Source organism: Thermococcus sp., from assembly GCF_027011145.1.
Classification (GTDB): domain Archaea; phylum Methanobacteriota_B; class Thermococci; order Thermococcales; family Thermococcaceae; genus Thermococcus.
This window is the reverse complement of the sequence record NZ_JALVAO010000039.1, coordinates 12,966-33,522: the sequence shown is the minus strand read 5'-3', so window position 1 is coordinate 33,522 and position 20,557 is coordinate 12,966. Positions and strand designations below refer to the sequence as shown.

Genomic DNA, 20,557 nt, shown 5'->3' with positions numbered 1-20,557 from the left:
AATTTTCTGTTGATGTATGAGAGCAAATCTTTTAATTTTTCTAAACGGACTTACAGAGACAAACAACTCATACAGGTGGTCATGATGGATGAAATAAAAAAGTGGAGCATGTACCTGATGTTCTTGGTTGCCGGATTTGCAACGGGTATTGGAACCATAGGACTATTTCCCCAGTTTTGGCTTGAGTACGGAATAACAGGGTTCATAATACACGTTGCATTCCTAGCAGTGTTTACATACGTTGCCATAGCCGAAGCAGAGAAAGTCATAAAATCCGGATATTACTTCGTTGAGCTGTATAACAAGATAATGCGGAAGCCTGCAATGATTGTATCTATCCTAGCGTTGGCAATAATATTCTTGTCATACTACACAGCAAATACCATGCTGATTCTGTTGGCTCCAGTTTTAGGAACGGGAACCGTTGGAAGACTTATAGCAAAGATTATAATGATGGCCATAGTCTTTGTTATCTTAACAAGGGCAAAAGAGAAAACGTTTACAATCATGGCAGCGGGCTCAATGATCTTGGTCATTGCTGTTGTCGTAACAACTCTTGCGTTTGTAGTAAAGATCCCCTCAACAGCCGCTTTTCTTGGAATGGCCAAGCACATGATTGTAAGCACTCATCCAGTAACACTAGCCTTAATTACTACTGCAGCAGAGAGAGCAATTTATGCCGTTGGGCTAGGTTTTGGATTCTACTTAATGCTCGGCAGTTTTATAAACGAACGGTTCAACGCCAAGCTCATTATAAGTGCAGGTGTTATAATTCAGTTGCTAATTGGAGTGCTATCCACAATAACAATAGTGTATGCCATAGCTCCCTCCACACCAGGTGAACTGTTAAAGTACGTTTATGGAGGAGAAGAAGCGGCAATTGCCCTGATGGGAAAACTCCCCTCAATCTTAGCAGGCTACAATGTCCTCCTGATACTTATAGCGATCTCAATATTCCTTGCAGGCGTCACAAGTATCCTTCCAACAGCTGAAGTAGGGCTTCAGATTCTTGAATTCAACATGAAAGTTGGAAGAAACAGAGCTGCCGCATACCTGCTGGGGATGGCCCTCCTTATTGGTATCCCGGACTCCGTTCCAGAACTTGCTCAGGCACTACTACTTGCGGTATCGATATCAATATTCTTCACTTCATTGTTTGAGTACTATCCTGTAATTTCGAAAGAGATAGAAAAGGTAACAGGGCTAAAACCAACCACTGGACAGTTAATAGCAGGTGCAATTCTCTTCGGCGTTCTTATTCCAATGGGACTTTACGCCCTGTATGCAACAGCAAAGAATGGAGGCGCTGACATAATCGGAGCAGTAATTGCAATAATACTTGTGGCAACTGGTCTCCTCGCCAACAACCTCATTAAAAAGAAAGAAGAGTAAGTCACTTGTGGGCGAAAATCGCCCTGACCTTTCCATCTTTTACCTCGTCTATTCTCACGAAACCAAAGCGCTCGAACTGAACAACGTCATCAACCTTAACGTCGGCATCGCTCTCAAGGAGGCCGTGCCTTATTATCAGCTCCTCACCCTCGGGAACCCAGACCTCACAGGACTTGCCCTCTGTGACCCAGTGAACCATTCTCCAGCGGTTCTTCTTGGCTATTTCATACTCAACGCTGTGGAACCTGGCCTTTATGCCCTCCTCGTTAACCTCGATGATTTCAACGTTGAAGAGGTCCTTCAGCCTTACAAAGTTGCCCGGTTTAAAGAGATCCATGTCGTCCCTGGAGACATAGACGGGCTTACCCGGCTCGAACTTGAGCCTTCTAACTCCCCTCTCCGGATAATCCGGATGGAGGGGTATCTCAGCTATAAATTCCCTGTCATAACCCTCTATGTGCATTGGAATCGGGTCTGCAACAAAGAAGTAGCGGTTTGCTATAGGTTCAACTATCCTCCTGTTTATCGCGGCAAGGTTGTCCCAGCTGATGGTTGTGTCACTCCTCTTTAGGCCGACTTCGATGATTAGCTCTCTGATTGCCTCCGGCTGAATCCCGCGCCTCCTCAAAGCGCGAATCGTTCCGAGCCTCGGGTCGTCCCAGCCGAGGTATTTCCCTTCCTCAATGCCCTTCCTAGTCTTCGACTTGCTGAGGATAACTCCCTCAATGCTCAGCCTGCCGTGGTGCACCGTAACCGGATATTCCCAGCCAAAATAATCATAGATATACCTCTGTCTCGTCTCGTTTTCAGCATGCTCCTGTCCGCGGAAGATATGAGTAACCCCAAGCTCGTGGTCGTCTATCGCTGAGGCAAAGTTGTAGAGGGGCCAGACGCGGTACTTGTTTCCAGTCCTTGGGTGGTTCGGGTTGTCTATGATTCTCAGAGCGGGCCAGTCCCTTACCGCTGGATTTGGATGCTTGAGGTCGGTCTTTATCCTGACTACGGCCTCCCCTTCCCTGTATTCACCATTAAGCATCTTCCTCCATCTTTCAAGCTGAACTTCAACCGGCTCGTCCCTGTGCGGGCAGGCAATGCCCTTGTCGCGAAGTTCACGGAATTCCTCCGGTTTGCATGTGCAGACGTAGGCCTTCCCCATCTTAATCAGCTTCTCAGCGTAGTTGTAGTATATCTCCAGCCTGTCGCTGGCTATGTGTATCTCATCAATCTTGAAGCCGAGCCACTCAAGGTCCTCCTTAATCCACTCATAAAAGATAGGCTCTGGCCTCTTGACCTTCGGGTCTGTGTCGTCGAAGCGCAGGATGAACTTGCCATCATAGAGCCTCGCGTACTCGTGGCTTAGAATAGCGGCCCTCGCGTTCCCGAGGTGGAAGGCACCGTCAGGGTTCGGGGCGAAGCGCGTAACGACCTTGCCTTTCTTGGCCTTCGGGAGAGGGGGTAGGCCTTTCTTCTCCTCCTTCTTCCCCTTTTTCTCCTCAAAGAATTCCGGATAAATCTCGCGGAGCTTTGCCTCCTGCTCCTCAAGAGATAAGGCGTTCACCTTCTCGACTATCTCGTTTACGAGCGGGATTATCTCCTTCGCTTTAGGCCTCAGCTCGGGGTTCTCGCCGAGTACCTTCCCGATAACGGCCTTCGGGTTTGCCTTTCCTTTGTGGGTGTAAGCGTTAACCAGCGCGTACTTCCAGATTAGCTCTTCCACCATCTTTGACCACCCGTGGGGGAATCGGAAAAGCGGTTATAAAGGTTAGTCCTAAAGCGGGGTTCTATCTTCCGGATTTTTCTCCAAGCCAACTAACTCAACGAACATCATGACAATGCCAATCCCTCCAAAAAGAAGGGATATCATGGAAAAGTTCAGCACTGCTAGGAGAATTCCCCAGAGAATAAGACCAATTCCAAAGAGCATTCTTCCCAAATCCATCGGAGCTCCCTACTGGAAAAACATATTACCCCTTTAAAAACTTTGCAAGAAGAAAAGAGGAAAATCACTCGGCAAAGGTGATTATCTTCAGGTTGACCGGCCTTCTAACGACGTTGTACTTCCTCGCCCCGACCAGGTATCTAACCCCTGTCTCGCTGACGGTATCGATGAGCCTCTGGGTTATGACGCCGTTGAAGACCACGGCATAAACGTCCTTCCGTTCTTTAAGCTGGTTGGTAAGCTCCCTCACAGGTATCTCGGCTATGACGTTTTTGTTCTCGTCGAGAAGGAGGGCTATGCCGTCCTTCTTAACGCGCTCGATGAACTCACTGAACTCCTCAAGCTCCGGGGTCTGGGCCTTCTCGAGGGGCTTGACTATCTTCTCCTCCTTCGGGACGGGCTTTTCGACCTTCTCAGGCTTCCTCTCCTCGATCTTAACCGGGACAACCCTTGGCTCCTTTGGTTCAACTTTTCTGGGTTCCTGCTTCTCCTGCCTCTCCTTTATGAGGTCGTAGAAGCTCTTTCCTTTATTGAACATCTCGTTGATGACCTGCTCCGCTGGAACTTTACTCCTCAGGGCCTTGACGATTTCCTTCTTGGTAAGCTCTTCAACCTCCTTACCTTCGGGAGCCCTTGCAACGTAGTCAACGTCCGCAACCTGGAGGAGCTCCTTAAGAATTAGCTCCCCACCGCGGTCACCGTCGGTGAAGGCCGTAACTATCCTCTCCTTGCTGAGCTTGATTATGGTCTCCGGAATGGACGTTCCTTCAACGGCTATGGCGTTCTTTATGCCGTGCTTGAGAAGGTTAAGCACATCGGCCCTGCCCTCAACCACGATGATTGAATCCGAAAACGGAACGTGTGGTCCAGCTGGAAGTTTCTCGGGCCCGTACTCGATGAGCTCTTTGGCGCGGACGGCTTTCTTAACCTCCTCGGTGAGCTCCTGAGTTTCGGGAATCTCCTGCTCCATGAGAGTTTCAAGTATCTCCTTGGCCCTCTCGATGATGTACTTCCTCTTCGTTGCCCTCACATCTTCAATGCGAAGAACCCTTATCTTGGCCTCTGCCGGACCAACACGGTCTATTGTCTCGAGAGCAGCCGCGAGGATAGCGGTCTCAACCCTGTCGAGGCTCGACGGAACCGTTATTGTTCCGTAGGTCTTGCCTGCCTTGTTGTGGACCTCAACGCGGATCCTGCCAATCCTTCCGGTCTTCTGGAGCTCCCTGAGGTCGAGGTCGTCCCCAAGGAGACCCTCCGTCTGTCCAAAAATAGCACCAACAACGTCGGGCCTTTCAACGATGCCGTTAGCCTCAAACTCGGCGTAGATGACGTATTTGGTAGTTCCAAACTCGTCCTTTCCTGACATAAAACCACCCTCTTTAGCCTTTTTTCGCTTTTCAGTCAAAACATGCTGGAGTATCGTTTTCTTTCTCTTCATCGAATCCCCTCCAGCCGGGGGTCAGAAACGGAGACAACCTTTAGGTAAAGGCCGTAGAGGTCCTCAACGCCCTTGATGTCCTTCTTGACCAGTTTTCTAAGCTCCTTCCATGTTTCAATGTCCACTCTGCAGGGATAACCGGCCAGATAGCGAAGCAACTTCTTGGCCAGCTCCTCACCCTTCCTGTCGAAATCCGTGAGTATTTTGATTTCTTTGTATGATGAGGCAATGAGCGCGACCTCTGGTAGAGGCAGACGGGAGAGCCGGATTATCTCCGCCCTGACCCCCAGATTCCTCAGAGCTACCTCGTCTCGCATGCCCTCAACGATGAGGGCACCTTCAAACTCTCGCAGTTCGTCTATAAGCTCCAGGAATCTTTTATAGTTTTCGGCGTACATAACGCCTCGCTACCGAATACTCCCTGGAGTTAAAAGCTTTTGGGTCACGGTTTCAGGGAGAACCAGAGGCGATAATTGTTTTTCTTTCCGATGAACAGAGCAATAGCGGGGCCTATTATAAGGAGTGAGAAGAGTGCGTAGCTTCCAATCCTTGAATTCTTGAATACCGTTAACCCCAGGAGAAGAGCCAGGAGAAAGCCCCCGAGAAAACCAAGGAGCCCGTAAAAAAGCGGACCCCCTATAGATGGATTAATGGCAACAACGTACATCAGAGCACCCATTATAAAAACCGAGAGCCCAAAGTAAGGGTCGCCTGAAATGACATAGGCCAACAGGGTTGAAATCATGATAGCCAGGAGTGGAGCCAATCTTCTCATGGCGATAAAACTGGGATATCTCTTCAAAAATAGTTTTCGCCCACCGGCTAACAAACCGGTGTTATCGAACCGTGGTAGCTCATCGGTTCCTCGTAGAACTCCTCAATAAGTTTCTGGAGTCTCCTTGAGAGCTCTATCTGAACCCCCCACGAGCCCTCAATTTTTCCCTTCGCCGCCATCCTTCCCAAAAAGCGCTTCATCTCCTCACTCAGGGGAGAAGGTTTGCACCGCGCCCATGGCGTCCCCGGAAGGGGCATGAAGTAGTGAGCCCTCACCTTCCCGCCCCTGCTCATAATCCACTTCATCAGCTCGATGCTCCTGCGCTGGCTCTCCTCAGTCTCGTTTGGCAGGCCCACAATGAAATCTACAACAGGCTCAAAGCCGTACTCGAGCATGTACTCCACAGCCATTTTAACGTGCTCGACCCTGTGAAGCCTGTGCATCGCTTTGAGCATTGCATCGTCACCGCTCTGTGCACCAATCGCCAGCCTCCTATTGTCCGCGTAGTCGATGAGTAGCTCAAGTGTCTCAGGTAGAACAAACTCGGGCCTCACCTCACTTGGAAAGGTGCCGTAGAACAGTCTCCTTCCCTCTTTTCTGAGGGGTTGCAGAGCTTTGAGAAGGGCCTCGAGCTTGTTGAGTTTGAGTATCGCACCCGGCGAGCCGTAGGCGAAGGCGTTGGGCGTTATGTAGCGCATGTCCTTCATCCTTCTTGAGTACTTCACAATCTGGTCTATAGGCCTGTGCCTCATTCGGAAGCCCTTTATGTAGGGCGTCTGACAGTAGTAACAGCGGAACGGACAGCCACGGCTTATCTCTATCGGCGAAATCAGCCGAACGGATTCCGGATACGGCGGAAAGCGCCAGAAGTCCTCCACTTTGGCGAAACCCGTAAAGACGAACTCGCCGTTTAGGTAGAACGCCAGCCCCTTTATGTTCGCAAGCTCAGGGGTTATTTTATAGTCAGTCCTCTTGAGCGTCGTGAGAAGCTGGTATATCACCTCCTCACCCTCGCCGATGACGGCTATGTCAAAACCGAGCTGGTTGAGGGTATGCTTTGGCATCGCTATGGCATGATAACCTCCTGCCACTAAAAGGGCACCATTTTCCTTGAGGAGTTTAACCTCCCTCGGCAGGTTACCCCAGATTTCCTCGGTGAAGAAGGAGTAGAGGACGACCTTGGGTTTTGCCTTCAGTATCTCGCCAAAGTCCTTGGTTATGAGCAGTTCACCCAAATCGAAGCCCTGACTCTCAAGGGCCCCAAGAAGGTGAACGAAAGCGTTGTGATTGCGCTTTGTCATCCTAACGGCTATTTCCGGCATGGTCGAAAGCGCGAAAAGAGCCTTAAAACGATAACGGTTCAGAAATGGGAAGTTAAAAAGCCAAAAAGGCTTCAGGCCTTGATGGCAAGCTTGATGTCCTCGGCCTTGACGGTCTTCCTACCGGCGTGCCTGGCGAACTCGTTGGCCTTCTTGGCGAGCTCGATGGCGTACTCCTCGAGGTACTCGGCGAGGACCTTGGCGGCCTCCTCGCTGACCCTCTCGGCGCCGGCCTTCCTAATAAGCCTGTCAATCGGAGCAATCGGAAGCTCGGCCATTCACAACACCTCCGTAAAAGCTTTTTCGGTAGTTTCTAGGCATTTCGAGGTATATAAAACTTTCGGTAAAAAAGGTCTCTAAATGCCCTAAATCGAACATACCCCCAGATACAAAGGCAATTCTAGACAGGAAAAACTCTACCGGGCTTTGCACATCGTAGGGTTTACGACAATTGTTAAAAAAGCGTAAGGGGGCACCACCCAGATACGGCCCCCAAAACAGTAAAATCAGCCGAGATGGCGACTTTGTGCACAACGGACACTCTTGGAACTCACTTGGACTCACTACTTCTGCGCTTGGACAGGACTATCTCCCCGCTTCCCTGATACCGCCCTCTGTAAGGATTCTTGGCCGGGCCCTCGAGGCGAATGAAGGCAATCTGGACAAAGCGCTCGCCATAGGAGAGCTCAACCTGTTTGTCAGAGGCATTGTAAACGCCGAGGGTCAGTTTCCCATCCCAGCCCGGGTCAACCCATGCGAGGGAACCAATCAGACCCTCCCTAGCCAAACTGCTCCTGAGCTTCATGTCACCCATGACGTCATCAGGAAGTTTAATTCGTTCGAGAGTCAGAATAAGGGTGTAAGCCTTTGGAGGAATTGCTATGGTTTCAAGCTCCTTAACATTGACGATTTTGCCATTAAGGTAAGCCTCATCACCGACGCGAAGGTCGTAACCAGCTGGCTGAAGGGATTCCTCTGAGAAAGGTTCGATTAGAATCTCTTTCCTTATCTTCCAATCCGGAAGCATCATCGTAACCACCGAAAGGGATATAACTTAGGGCTATAAAAAGACATCTGGCCGGTGATGAGCGGTTGGCCCGGCACCGAAGGGTGCGGAGGGCCACCACTCCTGAGGCCAGGAAACTTGCCTTTGCAAAGTTTCCAAACCCTAGTCAAACTTTGCGTTCAGCTTTTAGGAAAGGCTGGCGAAAAGAATGCCCTTCATCAAGCTGGCAGAAAACTACTCGTGCGCTTTTCAAAAAGCAACTTAAGGAGGGTTTAACACCAAACGAAACCCCCTCAGACAGTTTCAACTCTGATTAACGCCCGAAGGGCGCCGTTTTAGAGTGAAACACTCTCCAAGGAGCAAGTGAGATGAGAAACCCCCTCATAAAAACTGCAAATTTCAAAAAAGCACTTACTCTTCCGCTATCCGTTAAGGACGCTTGAACGACAGTGAAAGCGGCGCTGAAACTTTTGGAAAAAGCTTCATCAAAGGCAGTGATTCCTTTTAAAGGGGTAAATTTTGAGGGGATTCGTCTTGGAGTTATTTATCTGACGTTTGGATTCTTGTAATTTAGGCGCTTTTCGAGTGGTTCAGACTTTTAGCGCTTCAAAGAAGCGCGGTGGAGTTGAACCCTTATTGATAACCCTCTTCATGAGAATCCAACGTTCATAAGGAATACTCTTAACGTGAATTCCCTTCAAAAACCAACCAGTGAAGAATCACAAACTTTGGTGAAACTTTTGCCAAGCAAAAGTTTCCTGTGGTGCGGGGGCGGGGATTTGAACCCCGGAACCCCTACGGGAGTGGATCTTGAGTCCACCGCCTTTGACCAGGCTCGGCAACCCCCGCACCTTCGAAGGATTGGAGAGATTTGATGTTTATAAACCTTGCTTCCTCAGCGCTCCATTCTCTTAACCCCTTCCTTTGTGCCGACCAGAACGAGGTCCGCTATGTCAGCAAATATTCCGTTTTCCACAACTCCGGGGATGTTGTTGAGCTCTATCTCAAGGTCGAGGGGGTCATCAATGCGGTGGAACCTCGCGTCAAGTATGAAGTTGCCGTTGTCCGTAACTACCGGCCCGTCCTTCTTCTCCGCCATCCTGAGCTCTGCAGTCGCGTTGAAGACCTCTATCTCCTCCGCTATGGCCCTCCACGCGGAAGGAATGACCTCGATTGGAACCGGCATTTTCTGTCCGAGCCACTCGACGAGCTTGCTCTCGTCAACGAGGACAACGAACATTCCGGCCCTGTACTCGATGATTTTCTCCATTGTAAGGGCACCACCGCGCCCCTTGATGAGGTTCATGTAGGGGTCAACCTCATCGGCACCGTCAACGGCTATGTCTATCGCGTCAACTTCGTCGAGGCCCACCACAGGGACACCGGATTCAAGGGCAAGAAGCCTCGCCTGGTACGATGTGGGAACGCCGTAGACTTCTTCAAGCTCCCCGTCCATTATGAGCTTTCCGAGGTATCTGATGAAGTATGATGTAGTCGAACCGGTTCCGAGGCCAACGACCATCTCGTCCTCAATGAGCTTGAGGGCTTCCTTGGCGACTGCCTTTTTCATATCCTCAACGTTCATGCAATCACCCCGAGAGAGTGGCGTTGAACACACATTTTATCTTGGCGGTTCCGTTATGAACGAGCTTGTAGAGGAGGCTCTGGTCCGAGTAACAGACCGGCTGGAAGTTTATTGCCACGGAATAACTGAGCATTGTGAAGTACAGCCAGAACAACAGCCAGCCCCAGAAGGCCTTTCTGAGTATCGCCCTCTCGTCTGGAACGTCAGGGGGGAGCTCTTTGATTAGTGCCACGACAAACTTGTCTATGAGGAGGTAGAGCAGAAAGCCGATTATCCATGCGCTTCTGTTGTAAGAGGCGAGCACTCCGCTGATTATTCCGGTTATGATACCCCAGAGGTAAACTGCGAAAGAGAACTTGTACTCTATCTTCACGTCCTCCCACCTAAGGGGCTGTTGTGGGAGATATTTAAAACGTTATCGAAAAGAGAAAGGGCTCAGCAATGCCCTCACTTGAGCCTTATGGCATCGAGGTTGTTAGGGGCGCGCGTTGATATGCCGAACTTCCTGTGGATGCTCGAGCTCAAATCAAGGCACTTGTGGGCCTCGCCGTGGACTGTGATAATTCTCTCGGGCCTCGGCCTGACCCTTGCGACGTAGCTTATGAGTTCCCTCCTGTCGGCGTGACCGGAGAATCCGTCTATCGTGTGAACCTCCATGTTGACCTGAACCACCTCAGTCCTGCCGTCCTCGCCTATGAGAGGTATCTCCCTCAGGCCCCTCTGAACCTGCCTTCCGAGGGTTCCCTCCGCCTGATAGCTGACGAAGATTATGCTGTTCTTCGGGTCCGGGGCAAGCTGTTTGAAGTACTCAACGCTCGGCCCACCGACGAGCATGCCCGAGGTCGCTATGATTATCGCCGGTTCTCCACTGTCTATTATGTCCTGCCTTTCCCTGCTGTTGGCCACGCTCTTGAATATTGGATTGAGGAACGGGTTGTAGCCCTCGTGGAATATCTGCTCGCGGAGGCTCTTGCTGAGGTATTCCGGATAGGCGGTATGGATTGCAGTTGCCTCCCAAATCATCCCGTCGAGGTAAATCGGAACCTCTATGCCACCGACGCGCGCGTACTCCTCAAGAACCATCATTATCTCCTGAGCCCTTCCCACGGCCATCGCCGGAATGAGAACCTTTCCACCGCGTTTAATCGTCTCCCGTATGACCTCTATGAGCTTCTTCTCGGCCTCTTCACGTGGCATCTGGTAGTCGTTGCTTCCACCGTAAGTTGACTCCATGACGAGGGTCTCAAGTCTCGGGAACCTGCTCACAGCTGGCTCGAAGAGTCTCGTCGGAATGAACTTGAAGTCGCCGGTAATTGCTATGTTGTGCAGGCCGTTGCCTATGTGTAGGTGAACTATCGCCGAACCGAGTATGTGGCCGGCGTTGTGGAGGGTCAGCCTTATGTCCGGGGCTATATCCCTGACCTCGCCGTAGTCAAGGGTTATGGTGTGCTTTATGACCTCCTTGATGTCCCTCGGCCGGTAGAGGGGCTCGAGACCGTTCATGTGTTGAATCTCTATGAAGTCCTGCTGGAGGAGTGTCATCAGATCCCTCGTCGGCGGGGTTGTGTAAATGGGCCCGTCGAAGAGCTTGTAACGGAAGAGGTAGGGAAGCATTCCGCTGTGGTCAAGGTGAGCGTGGGTTATGATTATCGCATCGAGCAAACCCTCATCAAGGACGTACCGGAATTCGGGAGCGTCGAAATGGGGAAACGCCTTGAGGGGGTCTTTCATCGCGGCTATGTTCACTCCAAAGTCAACCAAAACGTAGCTCTCGTCGGTCTGAACCAGAAGGGCACTCCTCCCGACCTCGCGGAAACCCCCAAGCCCGGTAATCCTAATCCACCGGCTCTTGTATTCAGACTTGCGGTAGATGTTCCTGCCGACCTGCCTGAGGAACTTCCTCCTGTCCTTGCTCTCGTTCTGGAGAATCTGTCTTATGGAATAAATCGTCTGGCTCTGGAGCGGTGGAGTCCTGACGACCCTCGGCGCCCAGTGGACCTTCTGCGTGATTAAACGAAGGGTTTCGCCGTTCTTGCCGATAACCAGTCCGGGCTTTTTGGCCTCTATCAGAACCTCACCAACAGAGGGGTCGAAGCTGATGTTGGTTATCTCGGCCTCCTTAGGAACAAGCTCCTTTATCATTTCCTCGGCCTTTTCTGGGGGAATCAGTATGTCCGGGTCCGGTCGGACGCTTATCCTCTTCTTGAGGACCTTCGCGAGGTTCCGTATGAGCTCGCCATCCTTCATGATGGCCTCGGGGTTCTTTGTGTAGATGACCAGCTCTGGGCCCTCGAACTCAACGTCCGTTATTCTTGCATTCGGCGGAACCATCTGGCTTATTACTTCACGGATGTCCTTGAGTATCTCGTCAACGTAGGTCTCCCTCCGAATCAACGTCCTCACCTCAGAACAGCGCTTTTAGCTCCTCCTCAGTCCACTCACGGTAGCCGTCCTTAGTTACAGTAACCAGCGTAACTCCACCTCCGGTGAAAACGTCCCTTCTGGTGGATGCCTTTATCGCCTTCAGGGCGAGCCTTATTCCATCCTCAAGTGAGAGGTCATCGCGGTAGTTCTCCTCGAGTATCGAGAAGGCGAACTCCATTCCGGAACCGGCGGCGGTGAACTTGTCCTCGGTGACGCCACCGGCCATGTCTATGGAGAAGAGCGCTGGCTTTTCGTCGTAACCGGCTATGAGAAACCAGCCGAAGTAGGGCATGAACCTGCTTCCGTGAAGTATGTTTGCCGTTAAAGTTGCTAAAGCTCTAACGCTCATCTCCCTGCCAACCCTCGCGCGGTAGAGCTTTGCCTCAGCGCGAAGGAACCTTACAAGGCTAAGTATGTCACCGACACTTCCGGCCCCTGCCAGGGCCAAGTGCTCGTCTATCTGGAAGACCTTCGTAACGCCCTCAGAAAGCACCATATTGCCCAGTGATGCCCTTCTGTCGGCAGCTAAAACTACACCGTCCTTGCAAACTATTCCGACGGTAGTGGTTCCCTTTAGATTCTCAGTCAATTACAACACCCCTGGAGTTGGTTTTTAGAATAGAAGAACCTCTGAACCCGGCTTATAGAAAGAGTATTTAAAGGTTTCGCTCAATCTCCAGTGGTGGTTGAGATGAAAAAGGAGGTAATTCTTTTAACAGGCCCACCCTTGAACGGGCGCGACGAATACCTGAGCGAGGCCCTTGAAAGGGCCAGCGGGGAGAGCTACGCTTACTACCATGTCTTTGAATATCTCCGGGAGGTCGGAAAAGAGAGAGGGGTCAAGATAACCCGAAAGAATGTCCTCGACTTTGCGATAAGCCATCAGGACCTGATGAACGAAATCCGCGATGAAGCTTTTGATAGAATAAGGAAAGAGATAGACAACAGTGAGAAAAAATACCACCTTGTCTCAACCCCGAGCCTCTTCCGCTGGGGTAGCGGGAGTGTCATAGGCTTCACCCTCAGCAATTTAAAGCTCCTAAAACCTGACAGGGTGATAATAGTTCTGGATGACGTGCTCTCGGTGAGGAGGAGGATAATAAACGACCCGGAGTGGTTCGAGCGCTTTGGCAACAACCCTAACAACATAAAGCTCACAACCCTCGTCATGTGGCGTGAAGATGCCATAAACCACGTCAAAACGCTCGTCCACGAGCTCAAGAAGGAGGGTATAAACGTCCGATACATCCTCCAGTTCGGCATAAGGCATCCCTACGAGGTCTTTCTCGACCTGATATTCCGGGAGAGGGAAAAGCCACTCGTATATCTCAGTTACCCAATGACTGGACACGAAGAAGAATACTACCACCGCGTTAGGGACTTCTATAACAAACTGAGCGAGCACTTTACCGTCCTCGACCCCGGAGCTTTAGATGACTGGTGGGTTGTGGCGGAATACGACAACCAAGTGATGCAAAATCCGAACATAAAGAGGATTAAGATAAAGCACCTCCTCGACGGCAACGAGGTTGATGAACTTGAGAGGGAAGACATTGAACAAGCCACAGAGATACTCAGGAGACAGCTCGTTGAACGTGATTTCAACCTCGTTGATGTCAGTAAGGCTATAGCGGTTTACCACTATGCGGAAGGTGTTTCCGCTGGAGTTGTTAGCGAGATGGCGGAGGCATATAGAACGCTCGCGGCCATATACCTCTACTACCCCTTCAGGAGGAGGCCCAGCCCCTTCATGGAGTTCTACGGCATGCAGAACCCCTCAAGGAGGACGATGTTCCGGAACGAGGACGAAATGATAAGGGCAATGATCGAGGAAAAGGATTACTGGACAAAGGGCTAATTCTCTTTTTATTATCCTCATAAAGAACAGAGAATTGAGAAGGAAAAGGAAAGAAAATCACTTCTTGACCCATCCGCGCCATTTCATGGCTTCGTAAACCCTGCTGACAGCAACGACGTAAGCTGCATCTCTCATGTGAATGTTCTTCTCCTTGTGGGTGTTGTAGACATCCCAGAATGCCTTAGTCATCTTCTTGTCAAGCTTGGCCCTCGTTGTCTCGACATCCCAGTACTCGCCAGTTATGTTCTGAACCCACTCAAAGTAGCTGACGGTGACACCACCGGCGTTACAGAGGAAGTCTGGTATGACCAAGATACCTCTCTCGTAAAGTATCTCATCAGCTTCTGGTGTTGTTGGACCGTTCGCAAGCTCCGCAACAATCTTGGCCTTGATCTTGTCCGCGTTGTCCTTGGTAATAACTCCCTCTATCGCTGCAGGAGCTAAGACATCAACATCAAGTTCGAGGAGCTCTTCGTTGCTGATGTTCTGAGCACCTGGGAAGTCCTTAACTGAACCATGTTCTCTCTTCCACTTAAGAACTTCATCAGCGTTGAGACCGTCCGGGTTGTAGATACCACCCTTACTGTCGCTAACAGCTACAACTTTCATACCATACTCTTCGCTCATGATCTTGGCCATGTAGTAGCCGGCGTTACCGTAACCCTGAATGGCTATGGTCTTGCCTTTGAGGTCGTCCCAACCAATAGCTTTCGCGGCTTCGCGAACAGTATAGCTCGCTCCTCTGGCCGTAGCGTCCATTCTGGCAACAATACCACCAACACCGGGTGGCTTACCAGTAATTATTCCAAAGCTCGGGACTTTTCTCCTGCTGATGACCTCGTACTCGTCCATCATCCAGGCCATTATTTGCGGATTGGTGTAAACGTCAGGAGCCGGAATGTCTGTATAGGGGCTGATTATGTCATAGATTGCCCTAATGTAGCCCCTCGCGAGTCTCTCTTTCTCTCTGTCGGAAAGCTCCTTTGGATTGACGATGATACCACCCTTACCTCCACCATAGGGCAGATCCATGACGGCTGTTTTCCATGTCATCCAAGCGGCAAGGGCCTTAACAGTGCTGAGAGTCTCAGCAGGGTGCCAGCGAATACCACCCTTTGTGGGACCTCTTGCCCAGTTGTACTGAACGCGGAAACCTGTGAAAACCTTAACAGAACCATCGTCCATCTCAATGGGTATGCTAACCTCAAGGATTCTCATGGGTCTTTTGAGAAACTCAAGAGCTTCTTCACTTATGTCCATAAACTGTGCAGCCCTTTCGAGCTGCTTAACGGCCATCTCAAACGGGTCAATCTCGACCATTTTTATCACCTCAGTTTTCGGTAATCTGCGATATGGGTTACGGCCTTTGCATATATAAACCTTTCGGAAAAAAGCCCGGAGAAGGCTTAGTTTTCAACAAAAAGTTATTATCTCAAATTTTCGGAGAAATAAAAACCCCTCCCGAAATTTTTAGCTAAAAAGAGGGATGTGCATCCAAGATTTTATGGACATTAATGAACAATACGGTTCCATAATGAAGAAAAAAATAAAAATCCTCAGCGAGAAGTCGGTCATCACAAGTCAGCTCACTCTCATTCCAATCATCGGACGTTCTGTGTTGAACAAAACAGTTTAAAACTATTTCGTGAATTACATATCATGTTTTGTTTTGTCATATTAGCATGTTTATTCTAAAACTATTTGTCATTATGGGACCAATTAAGAAGAATTAAGCTGTGTTTCTGAAAAAATGACAATCAGACCATTTCGCGTTATTTTACGGCAAAGTAAAACGTCTTTCGTCGAAAAAGGACTTCAAAAAGCTTTTTAAACAGTGATGCTCTTTATACATAGTGCCCCTCTACAGAGGGGTTGCATCCAGCATGAGACACTCCTGAATGGAGGTGGTTAAAAATGGAGCAACAGAGAGACCAATGGGCAACCAAGATTGGTTTAATTCTTGCTATGGCTGGAAACGCAGTCGGACTGGGTAACTTCGTTAGGTTCCCAACCCAGGTTGCCCAGAACGGTGGCGGCGCATTCATGGTGCCGTACTTCCTGGCACTGTTCTTCCTAGGAATACCCATCATGTGGGTTGAGTGGGTTGCCGGAAGGTACGGAGGTAAATACGGTCACGGAACACTGGGTCCCAGTTACTACCTTATGGCAAGGGAGAGCCTCAAGCCAAGGAGCGCCCTCATAATGGGAATAATCAGCGGTATGGTAGCTTTTGCCGGAGTTACATTGCTCAACAGCTACTACCTGCATCTTATAGGCTGGTCCGCCGCGTACACGTGGTTCAGCATTACAGGAGCGTACTTCGGCAAGAACACCGGACAGTTCTTCAGCAACTATCTCAGCAACCACACTGAGGTATTCCTGTTCTGGGGTATCACAATAGTTACCATAGCCATAGCAGTTGGAAGAGGTGTCAGCAAGGGTATTGAGAAGTGGGTCAAAGTCATGATGCCGTTGCTCTATATCTTCGCTATCATAATGGTTGGATATGTCTTCGTTCTTGGATCCCCGATTGACCCGAACTGGAGCACACTCGATGGTTTTGCCTTCATATGGACTCCAAACTGGGCTTACCTCAAGGCACACTTTGCAACAGTCATGCTCGCAGCAGCGGGACAGATATTCTTCACGCTCTCCCTGGGTATGGGTATAATCCAGAACTACGCAAGCTATCTCGGACCAAACGATGACGTTGCCCTCTCAGGCATTGCAACGGTTTCGCTCAACGAGTTTGCAGAGGTTGTCCTCGGTGGTTCACTTGCAATACCTCTCGCAACCGCCTACGCTCCAAAGATTGTACCACCTGATGTTCTTGCCCAAGGTAAAAACGCTGCCTTGGCATGGATAGGCCACAAGTTCGGACTTGGATTCGCCTACACAAGCCTGCCAAACGTTTTCGTCAGTATGGGACAAATTGGAAGGTTCTTCGGCGCACTGTGGTTCCTGCTCCTCTGGTTTGCCGGTTGGACATCAGCAATAGCTATGTACAACTACCTAGTGGCACTCTTTGAAGAGGATCTCGGAATCAAGAGGAATGTTGGAACGTGGTTAGTCCTGCTGATATACTTCATCCTCGGACTGCCAGTTATATACATTGGGCTTGACAAATACGTTACACCGCTCGACAACTGGATAAGCTTCCAGCTGACCCTGCTGGCACTCATTGATATCATAGTTGCAGTGTATCTCTTCAAGCCAGACAACTTCTGGGAGGAACTCCACAAGGGAGCTTACGTTAAGATACCAACGTTCTACAAGTGGATAACCCTCATCGTGGCACCAATATTCCTGCTTATCCCACTGATTGGAACGTTCAAGGGCTTTGTCAGCGGAGGAATACCGCCAACCGTCGGTGCAGTGATAATAGTAATGTTCATCATTGGAGCCATTGAAACGTACTTCGCCATCAAGAAGAAGTACGGCGAAGAAATAGAAAAGAACGAGGTACTGATAAAGGTCTGAGGTGATAGAAATGGGGAGCTGGGTTATCTACATGCTCTTCGCATGGTTTGTAATTTTTGCAATGATGTTCTGGAGCATAGGAAAGCTCCTTGAAGCCGAGAAACAGGGGCAAGGGTCTTAAACCCCCTTCTTTTTTTAGTTTTGGAGGGATAGTGGTGAAAAGCCCGGGAATTCTTGAGGATACAGCCGAGGTTCTGGAAACGACAATACCAAGGGTAGAGAGGCTAACAGTTTTGAACGAGAAGGAGAAGAAGAAGGTCATCTCCCTCCTCAAGGAAGCCGCTGAAAACTTTAGACGGCTGGCCAAAAACGTCAAAAAAGACAACGTCGAACTTGCAGAGTTTTTCTTCAAAAAGGCCAAAGAGCTGAAAAACATGAGCACCGACAAGGGCATTGAAAGGGAAGGAAAGAAGAAATACCTTGAGAGGGTCAAAAAAATGAACCTATACTCCAAATCAGCGGTCTACGACTTCGACCCCGAAATGCTCAAGGCCCTGAAAAAGGCCTACAGGACGTATATTTTCGGAATGACCGCGTTCTTCCTTCTTGTTGGAGTGTACATGAGCCAGATAATGGCAGTGACGGCCCTGATTCTTGCGATTCCAATAATACTGTCCATGCTGTCCCTTCAGAGGAGAGGATATCTGGGCCTTCTGCTGGCGTACTCTGCAGCGCCAATACCGATAATCCAGGGAGTAATGGGCCTGACCTATGGAATAAGGCAACTGACAACACCTGGAGCAATAGAAAAAATAGCCGGAACTATAAACAAAAGCCCTCAGTTCGTTGAGGGGTGGCTGATATTCATGGTCGTCCTGAGTGCCGTTGAACTGTACCTGATACTATCCGGACTTTACCTCCTCTACAAGCACCGCCACGCGTTCCTCTAAAGCTGTTCCACGAACCTTCTCAACCTTTTTATTGATACCCCCGTTTTTCTCGCGAGCTCCTCGAGGTCCGCTTTCAGCAAATCCTCCGGCGTTTTTACACCGGCCCTGTTGAGCCTCGCAAGGGTTTTGGGACCTATTCCCTTAACGTCTATAAGGCGCTTTAGCTTAGGTTTCTGCTTATTTTCTGACCTTAGCTTTCCCCTCGTTGATTCAACCCTCTTGACGAGCCTCGTATCAAGCCTTTTCGTGAGGGGAACCCTTGGCCTTCTCCTCTTAACGAGAGCCAGTGATGTGGCGTAAAACCTCTCGCCGGAACCCTTGAAACCGCTCTCCCCAGGCTCAACTCCAGCTTCCACGGAGGTTTCTCCGCTTTCCTCCTCTTTCGAATCTGACGGAACCTCCGGCGGTTCAACGAACTCCCTCAGCTCCGGGGGATTAGGGCTTACGTAGTGGCCCACTAAGACGGGCCTGAAGGGGTTGTCGCGTTCCTCAAGCTCCTCAAGGAAGGAAACGTCCATTTCTCCCGTTTTGAAGTACTCCACGATTTCATTCGCCAGCCTCTGGAAGTCCCTGCTGTGGGTTAGTATTCTTCTCCTCGCGTATTCCCTGGCCTGCCCGGTGGTTATCAAAAATTCCCAGTCGCTTGCCTCAAGGATTAGAAGTTCTCTCGCCAACTGTTCAATGGCCCTATCTCCGAGTCCGTCTTTTCCGTAAAAGCGACTCGCTATGGCAACCATTCTCTCCTCTGCCCTGTAGACTTCCTCCCACGCCCATTCAGTTTCCCTGTTCCACCACGTTGAGTGGTCGGCGTTGGCACCCCAAGACCCTTCGGGGAGGTCAATTTCACGCCTCTCGCCCGGATAGTTGTCGAGGAAAGCTGACAGCGTCGTCGTCCTGATTCCGCTTTCAGCCAGGAGTTCAAGAACGCGCCCGAGCCATTTAACCCCCTCATACCACCAGTGGCCGAAGAGTTCCGTATCGTAGGGCGAAACGACTATCCCCTTCTCACCCGTTTTCTTCTCGAATTCCTTCAAGAGGGTTCCAACGAGCTGAACAAAGTGTCTCGCGTGCTCTTCAACCCGTTCCATGGCTTTAGAGGGGTCGTAGAAGTCCTTATCGCCAAGGTCAACGTCCTTTCCGGTCACACGCCAGTACTGGTTTCCGCTCCTCTCGGCCTTCTTATGGAACTCCCTGTACCAGAAATCACCGGGATAGCCGAAATGGGCGCTCCAGACCTGATAACCAGTATCCCTGTTCCTCCCAAAGACGGCAACCTTCGAACCCTTAACCCAGTATGGCCTAAGTGTCGCGAGGGAACCAGTGGGGAGGGGCTCACCGTAGGAGTCACTGACCGGACCGTCATCAATGAGGTTGCTCTCAACGAAGAAGTATTTTATACCGAACTCCTCCAGGAACTTCTCGATGCCCTTTCCCCTAACCTTCCTTCCGCCGGGGAGCTTCCATTCTCCTCCCGGCCTGTAGGCGCACTCGGAAATCCACATTCCCCTGGGTTTCCTTCCGAAATGCTTCTCATAGGTAGCTATACCGTTTGCTATCTGGGCCCTTATTGCCTCCTCCCTGAGGAGAAGGGGCAAGTAGGCGTGCGTTGCAGGAGACGTTATAACCTCAAGATATCCCTGCTCCTGTAATTCCCGGAACTTACCAACGATGTCACCGTTTATGGCCTTCCAGTATGAGTAGACACGCTCAAAGTGGTTAAGGACATCTCTAACCGGTTTTTCAGGATATTTGCCTGACTCAAGGTCCTCTCTGGTTCTCTCGATTTTTCTCAGGAGGTATTTCTCAAACTCCGCCTTGATGTATTCGTCGGCAAGCTGTTCCATGAGGACCGGTGTTATGTTGACGACCAGCTGAAAGCGAACGCCGGAATCGCGGAGCCTCTCAAACTCCATCAAAAGGGGCAGGTAGCTCTCGCTCATCGCCTCGTAGAGCCACTCCTCCCCGAATGGCCACTTCCCGTGCTTCCTGACGTATGGCAAATGAGTGTGAAGGACGAAGGTAACGTAGCCCCTCATAGTATCACCGGTGGTGTTTAAGTTTCATCGTATTTAACCTTATTCGGAACAGACCTGTCATCATGTCCAGAAGTGTGCAATAGAAAACGTTTTATCCCGAGGCTCTAATTGAAGGTGGTGATGACATGAGCATTACAAAAGGTGCGGAGAGCGGGTTCGTAGCAGGCGCCCTGGCGGTTGTTCTCCTCGGGGCCGTTCTGGGAATCCTAGCATCGCCAATGGGGGTCTTCACAAAGCTGGCCTACGTTCTCTACGACATCGGACTCGTCGGGATTTCCTTCGGACTGCTGAGCGAGGCGATTGAAAGCGAAAAGAGCGACGCTCTGAGGGCGGCATTCGCCATTGCCGGTGCGCTGGTCCTTCTTGCGTTGAGGCTTTAACCTTTTAACCTCCCCTTAGGATTCTTTTTTGGGTG

19 protein-coding genes and 1 tRNA gene are annotated in these 20,557 nt (G+C 50.3%); 5 read left to right on the top strand and 15 right to left on the bottom strand.

What is annotated here, in order from left to right:
• The first annotated feature begins 84 nt into the window (after positions 1-84).
• The gene (locus MVG27_RS04140; protein WP_297549811.1) at positions 85-1,392 is read left to right on the top strand and encodes a sodium-dependent transporter; all 1,308 of its coding nucleotides are present in this window, start codon (positions 85-87) and stop codon (positions 1,390-1,392) included.
• A 1-nt stretch (position 1,393) separates the two neighbouring features.
• Here the strand turns inward: MVG27_RS04140 and MVG27_RS04135 are convergent, their stop codons facing one another.
• The 13 genes from MVG27_RS04135 to psmB form a co-directional block, all read right to left on the bottom strand.
• Positions 1,394-3,112, bottom strand: coding sequence for a glutamate--tRNA ligase (locus MVG27_RS04135; protein WP_297549809.1), 1,719 nt, complete (start codon positions 3,110-3,112; stop codon positions 1,394-1,396).
• Between the two features lie 48 nt (positions 3,113-3,160).
• Positions 3,161-3,331 (bottom strand): hypothetical protein, encoded by a 171-nt coding sequence (locus tag MVG27_RS04130; RefSeq protein ID WP_297549807.1) that lies wholly within the window; start codon positions 3,329-3,331, stop codon positions 3,161-3,163.
• 64 nt (positions 3,332-3,395) lie between these two features.
• Positions 3,396-4,769 carry a DNA primase DnaG gene (gene dnaG, locus MVG27_RS04125; protein ID WP_297549805.1) on the bottom strand — a complete coding sequence of 458 codons (1,374 nt, stop codon included), beginning with the start codon at positions 4,767-4,769 and terminating at the stop codon, positions 3,396-3,398.
• Positions 4,766-5,167, bottom strand: coding sequence for a toprim domain-containing protein (locus MVG27_RS04120; RefSeq protein WP_297549803.1), 402 nt, complete (start codon positions 5,165-5,167; stop codon positions 4,766-4,768). The genes dnaG and MVG27_RS04120 overlap by 4 nt, the downstream gene beginning before the upstream one ends.
• 44 nt (positions 5,168-5,211) lie before the next feature.
• On the bottom strand, positions 5,212-5,544 hold the full coding sequence (locus MVG27_RS04115; protein WP_297549801.1) for a hypothetical protein: 333 nt from the start codon (positions 5,542-5,544) through the stop codon (positions 5,212-5,214).
• Between the two features lie 47 nt (positions 5,545-5,591).
• Complete coding sequence (locus MVG27_RS04110) at positions 5,592-6,866, bottom strand: TIGR04013 family B12-binding domain/radical SAM domain-containing protein (protein WP_297549799.1); 1,275 nt, start codon at positions 6,864-6,866, stop codon at positions 5,592-5,594.
• A gap of 71 nt (positions 6,867-6,937) precedes the next feature.
• The gene (hpkA, locus tag MVG27_RS04105) at positions 6,938-7,141 is read right to left on the bottom strand and encodes an archaeal histone HpkA (protein WP_042688694.1); all 204 of its coding nucleotides are present in this window, start codon (positions 7,139-7,141) and stop codon (positions 6,938-6,940) included.
• Positions 7,142-7,413: 272 nt separating this feature from the next.
• Positions 7,414-7,893: a dCTP deaminase gene (dcd, locus tag MVG27_RS04100; protein WP_297549822.1), complete on the bottom strand. Its 480-nt coding sequence runs from the start codon at positions 7,891-7,893 to the stop codon at positions 7,414-7,416.
• Positions 7,894-8,630: 737 nt separating this feature from the next.
• Positions 8,631-8,718: transfer RNA gene (locus tag MVG27_RS04095), tRNA-Leu, on the bottom strand.
• A 46-nt stretch (positions 8,719-8,764) separates the two neighbouring features.
• The gene (rpiA, locus tag MVG27_RS04090; protein WP_297549797.1) at positions 8,765-9,454 is read right to left on the bottom strand and encodes a ribose-5-phosphate isomerase RpiA; all 690 of its coding nucleotides are present in this window, start codon (positions 9,452-9,454) and stop codon (positions 8,765-8,767) included.
• Positions 9,455-9,458: 4 nt separating this feature from the next.
• Positions 9,459-9,827, bottom strand: coding sequence for a hypothetical protein (locus tag MVG27_RS04085; RefSeq protein WP_297549795.1), 369 nt, complete (start codon positions 9,825-9,827; stop codon positions 9,459-9,461).
• A 74-nt stretch (positions 9,828-9,901) separates the two neighbouring features.
• On the bottom strand, positions 9,902-11,848 hold the full coding sequence (locus MVG27_RS04080; RefSeq protein WP_297549793.1) for a beta-CASP ribonuclease aCPSF1: 1,947 nt from the start codon (positions 11,846-11,848) through the stop codon (positions 9,902-9,904).
• Between the two features lie 10 nt (positions 11,849-11,858).
• Entirely contained in the window at positions 11,859-12,467 is a 609-nt protein-coding gene (psmB, locus tag MVG27_RS04075) for an archaeal proteasome endopeptidase complex subunit beta (protein ID WP_297549791.1), read from the bottom strand.
• Between the two features lie 102 nt (positions 12,468-12,569).
• On the opposite strand from psmB, the gene MVG27_RS04070 reads away from it, so the two are divergent.
• Positions 12,570-13,736 carry a hypothetical protein gene (locus MVG27_RS04070; protein ID WP_297549820.1) on the top strand — a complete coding sequence of 389 codons (1,167 nt, stop codon included), beginning with the start codon at positions 12,570-12,572 and terminating at the stop codon, positions 13,734-13,736.
• 57 nt (positions 13,737-13,793) lie between these two features.
• Here MVG27_RS04070 and gdhA read toward each other — a convergent pair whose 3' ends face one another.
• Positions 13,794-15,056 (bottom strand): glutamate dehydrogenase, encoded by a 1,263-nt coding sequence (gdhA, locus tag MVG27_RS04065; protein WP_297549789.1) that lies wholly within the window; start codon positions 15,054-15,056, stop codon positions 13,794-13,796.
• Positions 15,057-15,650: 594 nt separating this feature from the next.
• Here gdhA and MVG27_RS04060 point away from each other — a divergent pair.
• Positions 15,651-17,216: a sodium-dependent transporter gene (locus tag MVG27_RS04060; RefSeq protein ID WP_297549787.1), complete on the top strand. Its 1,566-nt coding sequence runs from the start codon at positions 15,651-15,653 to the stop codon at positions 17,214-17,216.
• Between the two features lie 155 nt (positions 17,217-17,371).
• A complete protein-coding gene (locus MVG27_RS04055; RefSeq protein ID WP_297470138.1) occupies positions 17,372-18,106 on the top strand; it encodes an alpha-glucosidase in 735 nt (244 codons plus the stop codon).
• Here the strand turns inward: MVG27_RS04055 and MVG27_RS04050 are convergent.
• On the bottom strand, positions 18,103-20,142 hold the full coding sequence (locus tag MVG27_RS04050; protein WP_297549785.1) for a 1,4-alpha-glucan branching protein: 2,040 nt from the start codon (positions 20,140-20,142) through the stop codon (positions 18,103-18,105). The genes MVG27_RS04055 and MVG27_RS04050 overlap by 4 nt on opposite strands.
• Positions 20,143-20,267: 125 nt before the next feature.
• Between MVG27_RS04050 and MVG27_RS04045 the strand changes: the two genes are divergently transcribed.
• Positions 20,268-20,522, top strand: coding sequence for a hypothetical protein (locus MVG27_RS04045; RefSeq protein ID WP_297549783.1), 255 nt, complete (start codon positions 20,268-20,270; stop codon positions 20,520-20,522).
• Positions 20,523-20,557: the final 35 nt, after the last annotated feature.

Excerpts from the sequence above, each read along its gene's own strand:
- gdhA (WP_297549789.1), bottom strand. The coding sequence starts at position 15,056 with ATGGTCGAGATTGACCCGTTTGAGATGGCCGTTAAGCAGCTCGAAAGG.
- hpkA (WP_042688694.1), bottom strand. The coding sequence starts at position 7,141 with ATGGCCGAGCTTCCGATTGCTCCGATTGACAGGCTTATTAGGAAGGCC.
- rpiA (WP_297549797.1), bottom strand. The coding sequence starts at position 9,454 with ATGAACGTTGAGGATATGAAAAAGGCAGTCGCCAAGGAAGCCCTCAAG.
- MVG27_RS04140 (WP_297549811.1), top strand. The coding sequence starts at position 85 with ATGGATGAAATAAAAAAGTGGAGCATGTACCTGATGTTCTTGGTTGCC.
- MVG27_RS04120 (WP_297549803.1), bottom strand. The coding sequence starts at position 5,167 with ATGTACGCCGAAAACTATAAAAGATTCCTGGAGCTTATAGACGAACTG.
- MVG27_RS04110 (WP_297549799.1), bottom strand. The coding sequence starts at position 6,866 with ATGCCGGAAATAGCCGTTAGGATGACAAAGCGCAATCACAACGCTTTC.
- MVG27_RS04070 (WP_297549820.1), top strand. The coding sequence starts at position 12,570 with ATGAAAAAGGAGGTAATTCTTTTAACAGGCCCACCCTTGAACGGGCGC.
- MVG27_RS04135 (WP_297549809.1), bottom strand. The coding sequence starts at position 3,112 with ATGGTGGAAGAGCTAATCTGGAAGTACGCGCTGGTTAACGCTTACACC.
- dnaG (WP_297549805.1), bottom strand. The coding sequence starts at position 4,769 with ATGAAGAGAAAGAAAACGATACTCCAGCATGTTTTGACTGAAAAGCGA.
- MVG27_RS04115 (WP_297549801.1), bottom strand. The coding sequence starts at position 5,544 with ATGAGAAGATTGGCTCCACTCCTGGCTATCATGATTTCAACCCTGTTG.
- dcd (WP_297549822.1), bottom strand. The coding sequence starts at position 7,893 with ATGATGCTTCCGGATTGGAAGATAAGGAAAGAGATTCTAATCGAACCT.
- MVG27_RS04050 (WP_297549785.1), bottom strand. The coding sequence starts at position 20,142 with ATGAGGGGCTACGTTACCTTCGTCCTTCACACTCATTTGCCATACGTC.
- MVG27_RS04045 (WP_297549783.1), top strand. The coding sequence starts at position 20,268 with ATGAGCATTACAAAAGGTGCGGAGAGCGGGTTCGTAGCAGGCGCCCTG.
- MVG27_RS04130 (WP_297549807.1), bottom strand. The coding sequence starts at position 3,331 with ATGGATTTGGGAAGAATGCTCTTTGGAATTGGTCTTATTCTCTGGGGA.
- MVG27_RS04060 (WP_297549787.1), top strand. The coding sequence starts at position 15,651 with ATGGAGCAACAGAGAGACCAATGGGCAACCAAGATTGGTTTAATTCTT.